The 16,001-nt window shown below is 35.4% G+C and carries 12 protein-coding genes and 3 pseudogenes; all 15 read right to left on the bottom strand.

The features are described from left to right. Positions 1 to 8: 8 nt before the first annotated feature. Positions 9 to 1,646, bottom strand: coding sequence for a heparinase II/III family protein (locus AYI96_RS14960; RefSeq protein ID WP_144361885.1), 1,638 nt, complete (start codon positions 1,644 to 1,646; stop codon positions 9 to 11). Between the two features lie 98 nt (positions 1,647 to 1,744). After that, entirely contained in the window at positions 1,745 to 3,064 is a 1,320-nt protein-coding gene (locus AYI96_RS14965; protein WP_144361886.1) for a hypothetical protein, read from the bottom strand. Beyond that, a complete protein-coding gene (locus AYI96_RS14970; protein WP_144361887.1) occupies positions 3,054 to 4,079 on the bottom strand; it encodes a glycosyltransferase family 4 protein in 1,026 nt (341 codons plus the stop codon). The genes AYI96_RS14965 and AYI96_RS14970 overlap by 11 nt, the downstream gene beginning before the upstream one ends. A gap of 5 nt (positions 4,080 to 4,084) precedes the next feature. Then, positions 4,085 to 4,528, bottom strand: coding sequence for a serine O-acetyltransferase (locus tag AYI96_RS14975; protein ID WP_144361888.1), 444 nt, complete (start codon positions 4,526 to 4,528; stop codon positions 4,085 to 4,087). Positions 4,529 to 4,572: 44 nt separating this feature from the next. After that, the gene (locus tag AYI96_RS14980) at positions 4,573 to 5,607 is read right to left on the bottom strand and encodes a glycosyltransferase family 4 protein (RefSeq protein ID WP_144361889.1); all 1,035 of its coding nucleotides are present in this window, start codon (positions 5,605 to 5,607) and stop codon (positions 4,573 to 4,575) included. Further along, positions 5,594 to 6,760 carry an O-antigen ligase family protein gene (locus AYI96_RS14985; protein ID WP_144361890.1) on the bottom strand — a complete coding sequence of 389 codons (1,167 nt, stop codon included), beginning with the start codon at positions 6,758 to 6,760 and terminating at the stop codon, positions 5,594 to 5,596. The genes AYI96_RS14980 and AYI96_RS14985 overlap by 14 nt, the downstream gene beginning before the upstream one ends. 52 nt (positions 6,761 to 6,812) lie before the next feature. After that, entirely contained in the window at positions 6,813 to 8,054 is a 1,242-nt protein-coding gene (locus tag AYI96_RS14990) for a lipopolysaccharide biosynthesis protein (protein ID WP_144361891.1), read from the bottom strand. Between the two features lie 77 nt (positions 8,055 to 8,131). Continuing rightward, positions 8,132 to 8,774: pseudogene (locus tag AYI96_RS14995) on the bottom strand (transposase); the annotation flags it as partial. Positions 8,775 to 8,835: 61 nt separating this feature from the next. Beyond that, positions 8,836 to 9,571: pseudogene (locus AYI96_RS15000) on the bottom strand (IS5 family transposase). Positions 9,572 to 9,647: 76 nt separating this feature from the next. Then, a pseudogene (locus AYI96_RS20595) lies at positions 9,648 to 9,860 on the bottom strand (transposase); the annotation flags it as partial. A 209-nt stretch (positions 9,861 to 10,069) separates the two neighbouring features. Next, the gene (gene wecB, locus AYI96_RS15005) at positions 10,070 to 11,197 is read right to left on the bottom strand and encodes a non-hydrolyzing UDP-N-acetylglucosamine 2-epimerase (protein ID WP_144361892.1); all 1,128 of its coding nucleotides are present in this window, start codon (positions 11,195 to 11,197) and stop codon (positions 10,070 to 10,072) included. Further along, on the bottom strand, positions 11,185 to 12,066 hold the full coding sequence (locus tag AYI96_RS15010) for a dTDP-4-dehydrorhamnose reductase family protein (protein ID WP_144361893.1): 882 nt from the start codon (positions 12,064 to 12,066) through the stop codon (positions 11,185 to 11,187). Before AYI96_RS15010 ends, wecB begins: the two co-directional genes overlap by 13 nt. A 2-nt stretch (positions 12,067 to 12,068) precedes the next feature. After that, a complete protein-coding gene (locus AYI96_RS15015) occupies positions 12,069 to 13,106 on the bottom strand; it encodes a polysaccharide biosynthesis protein (protein ID WP_144361894.1) in 1,038 nt (345 codons plus the stop codon). A 255-nt stretch (positions 13,107 to 13,361) separates the two neighbouring features. Further along, on the bottom strand, positions 13,362 to 14,624 hold the full coding sequence (locus AYI96_RS15020) for a glycosyltransferase (protein WP_144361895.1): 1,263 nt from the start codon (positions 14,622 to 14,624) through the stop codon (positions 13,362 to 13,364). A gap of 105 nt (positions 14,625 to 14,729) precedes the next feature. Beyond that, positions 14,730 to 15,998, bottom strand: a complete 1,269-nt coding sequence (gene wecC / locus AYI96_RS15025; RefSeq protein WP_144361896.1) for a UDP-N-acetyl-D-mannosamine dehydrogenase — start codon at positions 15,996 to 15,998, stop codon at positions 14,730 to 14,732. Between the last annotated feature and the right edge of the window lie 3 nt (positions 15,999 to 16,001).

Here is a 16,001-nt window from a genome sequence, read left to right on the forward strand (position 1 = left end):
AGTAAAGCCTATTTATTAACTATATTAATACCGAATTTGATTTCAGGTTGTTTAAAGTTTAAAACAATTTTTTTGTTAGAAATAGAAACCCCAAATTCGGGATGCCACGTGCTATCACATATTTCAATATCAGCCCCAATAGCTTCTATCCTAAATTGAGCTCCATCAGGAGAGTACAAATTTACCTGTCCACTCTTATCATTAGAGTGTTCGAGCTTCATACCTGGATGAAAATGATAGTGGGCCTGAGCAGAATTAAATTTTCCGAGTAATTTATCCGTAACATAGAAGCCACTATTATTCATAACCCATTGTCGACTATGTGTAACTTTACCTCGTAGGCGCATATAGCCATCATGCGAACACTCCACACAGATTGAATCATTACCCTCACTGATAATTGGTTTACTTGGATAAGCTCGTCTAGCAACCCTAAAACCGCTCCAAACTTCAGATGAATCTTCTTCATCTACCACTACAGTATTATGTGATTCGGTTTTACGCTGGCGTAAACGTTCAATGCTTACCCCATATACCGATGTCCCGCTATTAACGAGAACTCGTTGGTTTTCATAATTCCATTCGAAAGAAAGCGTATCTGCGTGTGCATGCCCGGGAATATAATCAGGGCCAACTCTTGCCACATCTAAAATTGAGGTTTGCTTTCCGTTGGCCAAGTGGATATAACCGGTGTTCTTTAAATAGGTTACATTTTCTTCCTTTTTCTTTTTATAAGATATCCCTAACATATCTGCATAGTTCCAAATTCTTTCAGCCGAAGGAGCTATGTTAATTGCTGAATCATTAAAGAATGCTAGATCACCGTTTGGATGCGTCATCTTCTGCATCCAAGTCAACATACGATATATAGTTTGTTTCCATGCAGTTTCCCGTACTTTCAACATTGGGTGTGAATATGTACGAGTAAGATTGATCAAATCCAAAATGTCAGTCAAAATGATATTGTGATACATAGGTGAAAGTTCGAAGTTTCCACCGTCATCCAGTATTTGTTCCTTTAACTCTCTATCTAAAATACGTAAACCTTTATTTAACCAACGGTTTGCAGCATCATCATCGAAATAGATACCAGCAAAAACCAATGCTTTAGCATTAGCTAACAGGTGATTACCAAGTAAGTGGTATTCTAAACTTTGCTCTAGTACAGCAGCTTGTTCCCATAAACTTTCTTGCCAAGTAGACTTGCAAGGATTACCAGATAAAAACCATTTAATCCAGTTTACTATTCTTAGAGACAACGGATAAGGCTCCCAACCATTGCCAACTAATTGTGGGTTATTAGCGATCCATCGCTCAATAAGCAAAGAATGAAAATATTGTCTACTATTTGAGTTTTCAGCATTTAAATCATCAAAATAATGCAGGTTATATAACCACAATTTTTGTTGTTGATTATCGTTCCAGTTTCCAATTTCACCTTGATGATTTAAAAACGAAAAGATATCTCCTTCAACATATGAGCTTTTCGATAGTTCAACGGATACCCACTTTGCTTTGGGTGACGCTATCAAAATCTTGGGGCACTTTTGAGGTTTAACTTTAAAAACTAACCTTATAAAACGATTAAATAGCTGAATGGGCTTAAGATGCTTAAGAGTGTAATAGAAATTAAATATATTTTTCATAAAAGCTGCTTTAATGCACTGTGAAATACAAATTTTAAACTTTATTATTAAGTAAGTTAAAAGCATAAAGCAAAATTAGAACTTACAAATAAGCAGTACTACATTACTTCTGATATTATAAATTGGTGTTTACCACGTTTACTTAGGGGTATTTTACTGACTATTTTACAAGAAATGCTGAGCTCACCACCAACTTTGTTTTGGAATAACGCTCCAATCGTATCCTTATCTTCAGATGTAAAACTTGAATCGACTACTAATAAAAGTTCGCAAAAACCAATGATTTTTTGGTAGAATTGATACTTTTTCACCCTATTTAGTGCATCACAATGAGTATTTAATGCTGTCATCGTAATCTTAACTCCAGAGTGCCCAACTAAATATTCTTTACCCCAGCGTCCTGTCAACTCATTAATTTCAACAACAAAATTTCCTTTCTTGGTAACCTCTGCCATATCGCCAGTTTTATATCGTATTAGTCTAGTCGCTGAATTGATAAAGCCAGTTCCAACTAGCTCTCCATTTAGTTCTTCGGTAACTCCATACAACTGGTTAGGTATGTATTTATTACCTTCCAACGGTGCAAATATTACCCTTTCTGTCATACCGTAAAAGCTAAGTATATTCGCATTAAACGCATTTTGAATTACCTCGATTTGATCTGGATATGCCTTTTCTGATACCAATAAAATATGCTTAATTCTTTTTAATTCAATATTCAGATTATCTAAGATAGTGGCAAACTCTCTAACCGAAGACGGGTAGCCATGGATCCATTCGGGATTGAATTTCTGTATGGAGTTAATGTTTTTTAAAATACTCTCTTCATTCATACGGAACGGAGATAAAAGTAACTCTTTGTACAATGGATTACTTCCAAGTAACTCACTAGATTGAATTCCTCCAACTCCCCTTAAACAAAGTCTTTTTGAATTTACATTAACACCATTCTTTGATAAGTAGTGATTTACAAAAGCCCACTCAGAAGCATAACAATTGTTACTTAAAAAAAGCTTAGTTTGACTACCAGTTGTTCCACCTGTTGTAACTGGATAACTTCTATTTTTATACCGTATGTCTAAAAATAGCTCTAAGTCTGCCTGAATTTCCTCTTTGCTTAAAATAGGAAATTCGAATAACTGTTCAACATCGACGACTTTAGTTATTTTTAACTTTTTAGCAACATCGGAATAAAATTTTGTATGTTGAATAGAGCTATTTAAATACTCAATTAATCTTGCATTTCTGATTGCCTCCACATCAAGATGAGACAGTTCTAATTGTTTTTCTAATTCTCGGTATTGTTCTCTATAAACCTTGCCACAAAAAATTGAGAATGGAATTAGAAACAAAGGATACTTTAACTCTTTTGGTAGACTGTTATATACTGCCTTTATTTTAGATAGATCAATCTTCATAATTACTCGTAATATTAATTTTACTTAAAAACATATTAGTATTTTTGCTGTCTTCAAAAGCTGAGGCCCTTTCAATAGATAATTGTTTAAAATGACAATGATTACTCATAACCCTAACGATTGCACTTCTCAATTGTGTTATCGATCTTGGTTCAACTAATATACCGTGTTGTCCAACTAGCTCAGGAATCTGCCTCCAATTTGTTGAAATCACAGGCAGTCCAACCATAAAAGCTTCTAATATAGCTCCGGGATATCCTTCTCCAGGATAAAAAGTCGGAAGAACAAAACAATGATGATTAGAAATGAAATTATATACTTCACTATTACCAATCATACCAACGTATTCCACATTATTAGAGCATAGACTTTCGAAATTCTTTAAATTTTTATCAGAAATAGGTCCTGCAATTGTTAATAGTACATTATCTAAGGGTTTTACTGCTTCAATTAAGTCAAGAATACCTTTTTCATTACTAATCTGTGAAAAATATAAGACTTTAAACTTTTCACCATTTATGTAAGGAATTGATCTAACTTCTTGAAGAGGCCTGACGTTTGGAAACCAATATGTTTCGACATTAAACTTTTTGAATGCATCGACTAAACTTAATGTTTCAAAAAAATTTACGCTACTACATCTCAAAAGCAAACGAATAAGATAACGATTAATAAAATTCAAAGAGGCGTAAAATTCATCAAAATTACCCGCAAACTTACGAAGACTATATTTTTTTTTAAAAAATATTTTTAAAAGTAAAATTATTGGACCAAAATACAAATAGTCTTTAGCCGTTCCATGCAAACTAATGTGTTCGTATGTTCTAAATTTAGATATTTTTTTTATAACATTGACAAACATAATTAGTTTGCTCGGATAATTTGAACTATTGGAGTCAGCAATTACGTAAGCTATTCCCCGTGAATCCAAATTGACCAAAAGGTTTTCAAATAACACTACTATACCACCAACCTCACCCAGTGAAGCTCTCGGACCAATAAGTAATAATTTCATAATTTTTATACGTATTCTGATTTTAAAATATTTGACTTAACTATTCTAGCAGGTATTCCTACAACTAGTGAGTTATCAGGAATATCCATTAACACAACTGAGTTTGCACCAATAACGACATTATTACCTATTTTGATAGGTCCAAGAATTTTAGCCCCAGCACCCACATAAACATCATTCCCTAAACTTGGTACTCCGTGTTTTTTGCTAGTTCCACCTATGGTTACAGATTGGTCTATATGGCAGTTATCTCCAATTACAGTTCGTTCATGAATGACAACCGAAAGACCTCCATACCCAAGAACTAAGTTACTACCTGCTTTGATCTTATAGGGAAAATAGCAAGAATAAAAAAAACGAATAAAGTATGTAATTAAAGATGGAACAAGTGGTATATTTAACTTATAAACAGAATGAGAAAACCGTTGAAAACAAACTGGGTTGAACATTTTAACCTCAAATTTTCTTTAGAAATTGATATTATAGAAACCTTCTATCTTATTGTATTAAAGATATTAAACATAACATCTTTATAATTTCCCCATGTGTATTGCGCTGAAAACTTCTTAAGTTCAAACCTAATATTAGGCTGTTTAGCAATATCATCGATCATTCCCCAATTCAGGTCATTATGTACGATCACTCCCAAATTGTTTTCTTGTATTATCTTTGAGTAATCCCCAACATATGGAGTCATTATCGGAATTACACCGCATGAGGTATACTCTAACAATTTAATAGGTGAAGCTACTCTATTTAATAAAAGGTTATCCCTAAGAATAAAGCCGAAATCAAAATCAGATAAAACAGATAACACCTCTTCATGGGACAGTGATAAATATTCAACTTTAAACTTCACTAAATGTCCAACAGCGACCCTAATTTTATCCATATCATTCGATATAATCGTTAGAGATACATCACGACTTAAAGACAATATATTTAAATACTCAATCATTTTCGGAATATTCTGATACTTTGATGAGCCACCAACATACACAAATTTACTACCAACTATTTCATTAGAAACATTAAAATCAACTTCATTAATACAACATGGAACAACAGAAATAGCTTTATTACTTAGAAAAACCTTTTTTAACCATTCTGAAAAGTTATTTGAAACTGTTCCTATAAAATCTGCACGCATAAAAACAAAGAAATCTAATAAAAATAAGGCTAATGCTCTGACTATTGATGAATTCCTTAAAAAAGATTCTGCAAAAACAGCGCCTCTGAAGTCATAAAAAACTTTTGGACATTTATTAGAGTAAAATTTTATCTTTAAAAAATCAAACTGAGACCTAGTGTAAATCATTTTAACGTTATGATGACTAATATATTCTTTTATACCTGCAGAATCTTTGTAATCAAAGTAATCAACCAGATCAGAACCATGAATAGAGAAGAACCTGACTTTTACATCTTTTGGAAACAATTTGGTTATATTTAAAACCTGAGAATTAACAACGCCGCGAGATAATCCGACAGGAACGATCACTAATACCTCTACATCACTTTTTAACAAAGCCAACCCCACTCAATGCCATTCCCATGAACATATAAACCAACCAATTAGTACCTAGATCTCCGGTGAACATAGATGTAGATACAGCTAAACAACCAAAGAGCCAAATAAAGACTAAATCCTTATTATTTTTAAACCTATATAACTTAAAATAAATTTTAATTAATAAATAAATTAACGCCCCAAAAAAGATAGTTGTATATATGAACCCCAACTCGAGTATAGATTCTAAAAATATATTATGGGGGTATATAGCATCGTCAAACCCAGTGTAATAAAAGCTAAAAGAACCGATTCCCGCACCAAATATTAGCTGATAAAAATCTAGACGGCCAATTGCGTCGAAAGTAGAAAAATATAATGTCAATCTAGAATTAACTGAATTACCACTCGACTCACCTAAATATCGATTAAAGATATAATCAGAAATAACTGAATCTGGCATATTAGCTACTAAAACAATATATAGTAACGTAAGGACAATAACCATCATAATCAGATAGATAAATTTCTTCGGGTTAATAAAAGTCAAAACAACCAATAATCCAATCCCGACCAAGGTACCAAGAATTGGCCCTTTGGAACCAGTCATGACCGCCATTATAAAGTAGCTAAAACCTGCAGCCAATCTAAATAAATTACGTTTTCGAGAGGTTATAAGACTTATTGAGAAAACTAGAAATATTTGTGCTATTATAATTGGATTAGCATCGTTTAAATCAAATCTATTAAAAACATTAAAGTCGGAAAATATATATAAAATGAAATGAAATAAAAATATAGGTAGAAAAATAAGACTTACTGTTTCTATTGCACACTTTATTAAAAACAAGTTATTCGTTTTCTGAACTGAAACTAACAACAATAACAAGAAGCTACTTAGCATCCAAAAAGATTTAGATATACCATATGGAGACAAATCTGAATAGAAAAAGCTTCCGACAACAAAAACATAAAGACACAAAACTATAAGCAACTTAGTTTTACTTAAGCTTTTAACACTAAAAAACAGAAAAATAATTAGAGCAAAAAGAGAACCAACAGCCAAAAAAGGCACCGGAAAAACGAGCCTTAACGATAATGATGAAAAATAGAGAAAAAAACCTATAAAAAGAGGGTTAAACAAATCATTTTTAAAATAATTAGAAAACATAAAAGTCCCAAAATTTATTTAATTTGTCACGAGAAGAAATATGAATTTAAAGTTAAATTATACTTCTAACTCCCTCTAATTTATGCTTATATATTAGAATAAAAATAACTAAAACATCAAAACAAAGCATTGAAAGTAGCGCTCCATTTACTGATAAATTCTTAATTAATATCAACATAAATGGGAGTGAAATTATGAATGATGAAATAAAACTATTCCTTAAATACCTTTTGTAACCTAACGGTATTAAAACTTGCACCCCTAAAGCATTCATAAGCATATTAGTAAAACCAGATAGCAAAACCAAATATACTAAATCGATATCAAAATAAGGGATTTTTGAAAAATAAGATTCTAAATAATGTTGAGCGATTATAGTTAACACTCCAAGTAAAGAGTAAATTACAAACACAAAAAAAACAGATTTTTTTAATGCCGGGTTTGGTTTGCTTTTATCCAAACTATTTATAAGCGCATTTGTATTTTGATATATGACTTGAAATATTGACTGCGTAGTTTGATATAAAACCCTTCTTATTGCATCACATACATTTAAAACTGTTACATATACAGGCCCGAAGTAGAAATCTAGAACAATCGGAATTAGCTGTATAAAGGCACCTGTTGAAAAGGAAGCAATAAAGATCTCACTACCATCCTTTATTTCAACTAGTACATCTCTAAATTTACTTTTTACACTATATGCAGGCTTATACATTCTCATGCCGAATAGTAAAACAAGCGATGTAATAAAAGTAGTTGAACTATACATCAAAATTAAAAGCATATCGCTACCAAGAATAGAAACAACAATAAGCAAAGAAATAGAAATAACTTTACTAAAAAGTGTTAATTTTGCTTGCTTTTTAAACTCACCTATACCTATATATATCCAGTTGGGCTGAAGCAATGATCCGATAATAAACGGAATCGTATATAGCATCATGGAAATATTTGAATTCAAGCCTGAAAAATTCATAAATAAAAGTAACGTGGGTATACTTAGAAGAGAAAGTAAAAATTTAGCTTGATATATTATCGAAATGTATTTTTGTACAAATACATAATCAGTCTTATTGTTCGCCAGTTTTTTTGACGCTGTAACCTGAAACCCAAATTGAATAAAAAGATTTGCAAGCCCCCAAAATGACAAAGCCACAATCATACTACCATATAATTTAGCTCCTAATGTGTATATCATATAAGGAGTAATGACCAATGGGAATAAATTATTAAGTACTTGCGTTCCTATATTCCAGAAAATATTATTAACTATTTTGTTTTGTCTAATCATGAATATTACATATCTGTGGGTCTTTGTTTCCTAAATCGAACCAACAAACAAAGCCTCCTCAAAAGTTTAAGTATTCGTCAAAATACTATGGTTTCAGGCATACCTGCATAGTAAGTTTATTTAACGCTTTGATCATGGCGTAAACTTCCCCAACTTGAGCATTGTAAATTCTCATGCTCAAAATGCCGCCGTGTAACTGTTTTATCCGATGCATCGCGGTTTCAAAAAATAGAACCGTGATGGTCACCTTAACGTTTCTTCCACTTTTAATTTCAGCCGTAAAACTTTTGAAAACTCACCGCACAATTGCGTGGTTGTCCTCATTCCAAATAGGCAGCACCATCACGGAAAACGGCATTGCACTCTCTCGTATCATAGGCGCCATCTCTTGAAATCGTATGGATTATCCGGTGGGTTTGTTCGATCAAATTTTAAAACACTTCGGCATCAGTCACATTGGCTAAACTAAGCTCAGCGGCAATAGTTTCGTGAGTATGAGTGTGCCAACGGCAATATTCAGTTTTCGCCAAACTCGGCGTTTACCATCCGTACCATTCTTCTTTGCCTAGACCTTCAACCCTGTGTCATCAATAGCTAAGTGTTGAATGTTGCCTCCGAGTCTTAAGTTTTACTAACCGTCTTAGCGCGCTTGCTGATACTGGTGGGAATGGGGCAAAGTAATGGCACGTTTGCCAGTTTCAACACGAAATCGATAAAGCCTTACAGGAGCGTTGATCAAATCATTCGCTTGAACGCAACTGCCCCTAGGCTTTCAGCTGCTTTACGAGATTTTCTGGCGAACAGGCATACCCAGTCTTATGACTTTGTTTAATGCCTTAACGCCAGCCAATGCCTCACCCACCTGCCCGTTATAGTCACGCAAACTTAATTTGGCGCTAATGAGTTGTTTGTAGCGATACATGGCGGTCTCAGATAAGGAACGCTGATGGTAGTGATTCATCAATTTCCATTGCTTCAACTCTCCTGCCTTGAGTGCATCCACAGCTTCATTTCGAGGATGCCCTGGTTCCCAGTATCCGGCATTTGAGCGGGGTGGAATCGTTGGCTTCGCCTGCTTTCGTCGCAATAATTTATGACAAGCTTTGGTATCGTAAGGCCCGTCAGCGGAGACTTGTCTAAGCTTGCGTCTTAGGGGAGCCAGTAACGCTGGAAGTACTTCATCATCTGCTACAGTTTCAAGGCTTACTTGAGCACCTATGATTTCGTATGTAGCGGCATCGATAGCCAAATGAAGTTTGCGCCAAACCCGACGTTTTTCTTTGCCTGCTTACGCATTTTCCATTCACCTTCGCCATACACTTTGAGGCCTGTGGCATCAAGACTGTTTCGATGGCGGTGTCGCTGAATTGAAAGCCACGGCCACGACCGCCGTGATGCTTTGTGCAATGCCAAGCGTTAACCGCTGCCTCGTCCAGCCAGAAGGTAACCGAACCACGGTTGACTAATGCCTGATTGTATTGCTTCCAATTGGTGATATTGCGTTCTGACTTACCCATGAAACTGACCGAAAACCTGTTATGCAAGATCAGATCATGGAAAGCGAAAAAGGTTCCGCTTATTTAGGCAACAACGCCCCTTACAGGGCAGTAATGGCACAGAAAAAATTCGCTTTAACGCGAGTGCAGTGGTGAGCGCAAAATCACTAAACCGAGGCGACAGTCCTTTTTAGCCTAGTTCAGTTGTTGCTTTCCATGCGGAGCTTGCTTCCTCATCAATCCAAAAGGTAAGTGAGCCTCGGTTAATCAATGCTTTATGTACGGTTGTTTTATAGCGAAGCTTTGGCAAGGTTGATTTATAAGTCTGCGAATGATGTCGGTCTGATCATTAACTACAGATTTAGTTAAATCAATTTAGGAAACAACCCCCCCCCTTAATGCTCAAAGGCGTATTTAAATTGTCACTGCGGGCTGTAGTGGATTCACAAGACCTGTCTAGAAGAACTTTGCTGAACTCACAATTTAGACTACAACGGCATCCCTTTTAACATGGAGCTATTATTTTCTCCACACAACTCTGTTTACATAGTCGGTATAGCTAATAATGGTTCGCAGCACTTTGTCTGACACATTAGGAGCAATGTAATTTTGCACCTTCTTAATTAGCCTATGTTCACCGCGTGGTTGTTTCTCAAGTATTTCAATAGCTTGTAGTATGCGTTCTACATTCATACCGGTAAACATTACCGAGCCCTCTTCAAAGCCTTCAGGGCGTTCTTGTGCGTCTCTAATATTAACCGCTGGAAAGTTTAAAATTGACGACTCTTCGGTAATAGTACCGCTATCGCTTAATACCACTTTTGCGTCCACTTGCAGCTTCACGTAATCACTAAATCCAAGCGGCTTCAACAATTTAACTAAGGGGTGGAATTCTAAGTTAAGTAAGTCGATTTTCTTTCTTGTGCGAGGATGTGTCGATACAATGATAGGATGCTGATATTTATCGGCAATGGCATTTAGCACTTGCACGTAACTATAGATATTTTTTTCAGAGTCTACGTTTTCTTCTCGATGCACACTAACCACAAAATAGTCGCCCGGTGTTAAACCTAGCGTCGTTAAAATTTCAGATTTAGCAATTTTACTTTCGTATCTATTAAGCACTTCGTCCATGGGACTGCCAGTTTTAATTATTAGATCTGGCTTTAAGCCTTCTGCTAACAAGTATTCACGCGCTATATCGGTATAAGGCATATTAACATCAGCAGTATGATCTACTATTTTACGATTAATCTCTTCCGGTACTCGCATGTCGAAACAGCGATTGCCTGCTTCCATATGAAAAATCGGGATTTTTTTACGTTTTGCAGGAATTGCGGCCATTGCACTATTAGTATCACCTAATATTAAAATAGCGTCTGGCTGTACTTCGGTAAACATAGCATCAGCTTTACTAATTACTTGCGCCATGGTTTCGGCTGCCGTAGCGCCTGCACATTCTAAAAATATATCTGGTGGGCGAATACCTAAATCTTCAAAGAATATTTGATTAAGTTCGTAATCATAGTTTTGACCAGTATGTACTAATACGTGTTCACAAAACTCATCTAATTTTGCAATGGTGCATGACAGTCTAATAATCTCAGGGCGAGTACCTACAACGGTAACCACTTTTAACTTATCCATGCTTTGTACCTCTTTACATAATCTGTATGCATATACTCTACAAGTTCACGCCACTTAGGTGGGGTAAAATTGGTTAACGTCCTAAATTTATTGGAGTTAAGCGAACGATTTATTACAATATCTCGCGACTCATGAATAGTGATTTGCTTTTGGTATTGCTCTGCAATCAACTTTAATAATGAGTATTTATCAATGGGGTCTACCGATAAGTGCAATAACCCAGCAACCTCTGGGTTTGGTAAAATATATTCCACCAAAAGCTTTGCTATATAACTGGTAGGCAAGCCAGAAAATACCGCTTTAGAAAAACCTTTAACGTTTTCTTCTTGTGATAAAAACCAGTCAACTAAACTTACCGATGAACTAAGCTCGTGCCCTATAATTGAGGTTCTTAGGGTTAAGTGTTTTCCATAGTCCACCTCCCCCAAACACTTGGACTTACCGTATAAGTCACGGGCATCGGGTAATGAGTCTTCGTTGTATAAACCTTCAGCCCCGGTAAACACACAGTCTGTTGAGAAGTGAATTAGCTTAGCATTGTTTTCATCACAAATATTAGCGAGCTCATGAGGAAGTAATGCGTTAATTTTTACTGCATCGATATGTTGCTTTGAAATACCATGTTGTTTAATTAAACCCACACAGTTAATGACTACATCAGGCGTTACGACTTCAATAGCGTGCTGAAGAGAGCAAATGTCGTAGGCGTCAACGTTAGTAATTAATTGCTCCTGGACATTACTAAAAAATAACTCTTTGCCGGAAATACTTCGCACAGTACCAAATACAGATAAGTGAGCCTGTTCATTTAAGTTAACAAATAGACTATAACCCAGCATTCCTGTAGCACCGAGAATTAACACTTTCATACTTACACACCTTCTGGAACAATAATATTTCCAGATTCAATCTCACGCATAAAATCAAGCTTTCGTAGTAGTTGCTTCATACCTTCAATGTCTAAACGCTCAGTATTATGTGAGTTATAATCTTCTACTTTAGATAAGTCTGAGTCGCCTTCATCAAAAAACTTTGAGTAGTTTAGATCTCTGTTATCTGCAGGTACCCTAAAGTATTCACCTTGCTCTTGTGCAACAAACATTTCTTCGCGGCTACATAAGGCTTCAAATAGTTTTTCACCATGGCGAGTACCAATCACATTTACAACATGCTCTGGTTTTTTAAGCATTTCAAGTAACGCGTTGACTAACACTTCAATGGTTGCCGCCGGCGCTTTTTGTACAAAAATATCACCATTTTGGCCATTTTCAAAAGCATGTAAAACTAAGTCAACCGCATCATCTAAGGTCATCATGAAACGCGTCATGCTAGGATCTGTAATAGTGATCGGTTCATTATTAACTACCTGACGAATAAACAATGGAATAACCGATCCACGTGATGCCATTACGTTACCGTAGCGTGTACAACAAATTGTGGTGTTGGTATGCTCTAGATTACGGCTTTTAGCTACGATCACTTTTTCCATCATCGCTTTTGAAATGCCCATAGCGTTGATAGGATACACAGCCTTATCTGTACTCAAACAAACTACACGCTCAACATTATTTGCGATCGCAGCTTCTAGTACGTTTTCTGTTCCCAACACATTAGTTTTAACTGCTTCTAACGGGTAAAACTCACACGATGGCACCTGTTTTAATGCCGCTGCATGGTAAACATAATCTACTCCGCGCATTGCATTAATAACACTCTGACTATCTCGCACATCGCCAATATAAAACTTTAACTTGTCCGACTGAAAATGCTTTCGCATGTCATCCTGTTTTTTTTCATCACGAGAAAAAATACGAATTTCTTTTATATCGGTGCTCAAAAATCTGCGTAATACAGCATTACCAAATGAACCGGTACCACCTGTTATTAATAAAGTTTTATTTTTAAACATAAATTTCTCAATATTGACATCTAATTTATATTAACTGAAACTTCTTACAGCTAAATTTTGCGACACTCTTTAAAACAGGATAAAAAATAGCCACCCTTATTGAAAGCCATTAAAAATCCAAACACCACTTCAATTATAAATGACAAATTATTGCCGCTATCAACAACAGTGACAATAGTTTTTTATAAGCACAAAATGTTGACCTTTTATCAATAGCCGTTAGTCATAGCTAATACACCTCAAGTATACAATATACTAATCTACAATTTTGGAGCATACGAGAGCAACTTTTCTTACTAAGTTTGACTGTGAAAATGACTCAATGTAGTCAACATTAGCTGCAACTTCTTCATGATTGCGGTGCTTGTTATAAAGTTCGATAACTATGTCTTTTATTTTTTCTACATTATCAATAGAAGTTATATAGCCAAGATTTGATTTATCTATAATATTTGAAGTTTCGCTGTTCTCATCCATTAAAGCGATAATTGGTTTTTTCAGAGATAACATCTTAAATAGTTTCCCTGGTATTTCTAAGTTACTATTTGAAGGTTGAACAATTAGCAATGCATTACATTGTGTTAACAATTCATCAGCCTCGCCCCCCGATATTAATCCTTTGAACTCGATGATATTCGAAAGATTATATTTTACGGCCAAATTAATGATCTCGTCAAAGCCTTCTCCAGTTCCAGCAAGCTTTAATTTAACTTTTTTAGCTATAGCAGGCTCTCGTTCTATCGCACATGCAAGCCCCTCAATAAATGTTCTTAATGTTCTTTTACCATTTAATGAGCCGGCATAACCTATACACCAAAAATTTTCTGAGTGACAATTACAATATTCTTGAGTTACAGATTGGTCATCGTAAGTTAAAAATATCGGGAATATTTTGCTACAAGCTATACTATACTTATTTGAAATTACACGGCTATATGTATCTGAAGTCGGTATAATAATGTTTGCTTTTCTAAGTAAATCCCCATACTTGACTTTTATATAAGGGTCCTCATCTAATAAGTCTGCACCAAACGGAGGGTCATGAAGTTCAAAAACCCACGGCACTTTCTTCTTATTTGCTAGTCTCGATGCTAAATTAGGTCCGTCAAGCATCCCTCCGGATATCCCCCAAATCAATTTAACATCATGTTCATGAAAAAAATCATTATTTATAACATTATCCAAACTAATATTAGAAGACCAACCTAGTGAAATTTTACGAAGTGAAAAGCTTTGCCCTCTTAATCGCCATAACTTTCTAACCATTTTCCTTATAAATAAACTTTTACCTATTAATTTAGGATAATTGACTGTAGCATCTGTTCTAAAGATTCTCGCTGGATATACTGTTTCAATTTCCTTTTGAATTGTTTCAGATTCATATGCTTGAGATATGACGACAACTTCATAACCTAAATTTAAAAATGCGTTAGTTATACTAAACAATCGAGTTGTTGAACCCAACCAGCCAAACTTAAACGCATTTGGGATACATATAATAACTGTCTTTTTAGCCATTTCACAATCTTTTCTATTTTAGAAAAATAGTATTAGTTCTAGGAGCAATTGCTTCAAATCAAGAACTGTAATGTATTTTACTGTTACAGAAAAAAATAAATTAAATCAGCCAACAATGCCCTTTGTATCAACAATATACTGACTATTTATCACAATACTTTTGAATTGAGCATGATCAACTAACATTACGTGAATATCACCATGCGTAACTGCATATTCTAATTTAACTAGATCAATGTTTATTAATGATTTGGGGGCCGTATCAATATTAGGTTCAACAGTCAACGTTTTACCTACATGCATTTGGGCTATGTTTTTTGTTATTAACATTGAAGGGCTTTCCCGTAAGTCATCGATATCAGGTTTAAACGCTAGTCCATAACAAGCTATAGTCACATCTTTAGCTGTTTTAGATGGGTTCGCTTGTAAAAAGTCTGCGATGGCCAACTTGACCTTATTAATCACCCATTCTGGCTTCGCATCATTCACTTTACGAGCCGTATGAATTAATTGAGCCTCATCCGGAGTCTTAGATACTATGAACCAAGGATCAACAGCTATACAATGCCCACCGACGCCTGGGCCTGGCTGCAAAATATTGATACGCGGATGACGATTAGCTAACGCAATAAGTTCCCAAACATCAATATCAAGTTTATCGCAAATAACCGATAACTCATTTGCAAAAGCAATCTGCACATCACGGCAGCTATTTTCAGTAAGCTTAGCCATTTCTGCTGTACGAGCATTAGTGATAACACATTCGCCTTGAACGAATGTTTTATAAAGCTCAACGGAGCGTTCAGCACAGCGAGAAGACATTCCACCAATAACCCGGTCATTCTCAACAAGCTCACGAACCACATGACCTGGTAAAACACGTTCGGGGCAATGAGCTACGTTTACGTCGGCTTCACTGCCTGCATTTTGTGGGAAAGTTAAATCAGGACGAGCAGTAGCCAACCATTCTGCAACTTGCTCCGTCGCGCCAACGGGAGACGTAGATTCTAAAATGACTAAATCGCCTTTTTTCAATACTGGTGCGATTCCATTACAAGCAGATTGAATATAACTTAAGTCGGGCTCAGGAATTTCAGCTTCTTTACATGGTTTAAAAGGCGTAGGAACAGCAATAAGGAATGCATCTGCAGGTTCGGCTTTAGTAACCGCTTTCAGGTATCCATCTGTAACAGCTGAATGTACAATCATATCTAAATCAGGTTCTACGATATGAATTTTACCCTGATTGATTGTATCTACGGCATGTTGGTTAACATCAACACCAATAACTTTCTTTCTGCGAGAGGCAAACATTGCAGCAGTAGGTAGACCTATATATCCAAGTCCAATGACTGAAATCGTTTCAAATGACATTTC

Origin of the sequence: Shewanella sp. MSW (assembly GCF_007636515.1) — a bacterium.
Classification (GTDB): Bacteria; Pseudomonadota; Gammaproteobacteria; order Enterobacterales; family Shewanellaceae; genus Shewanella; species Shewanella indica.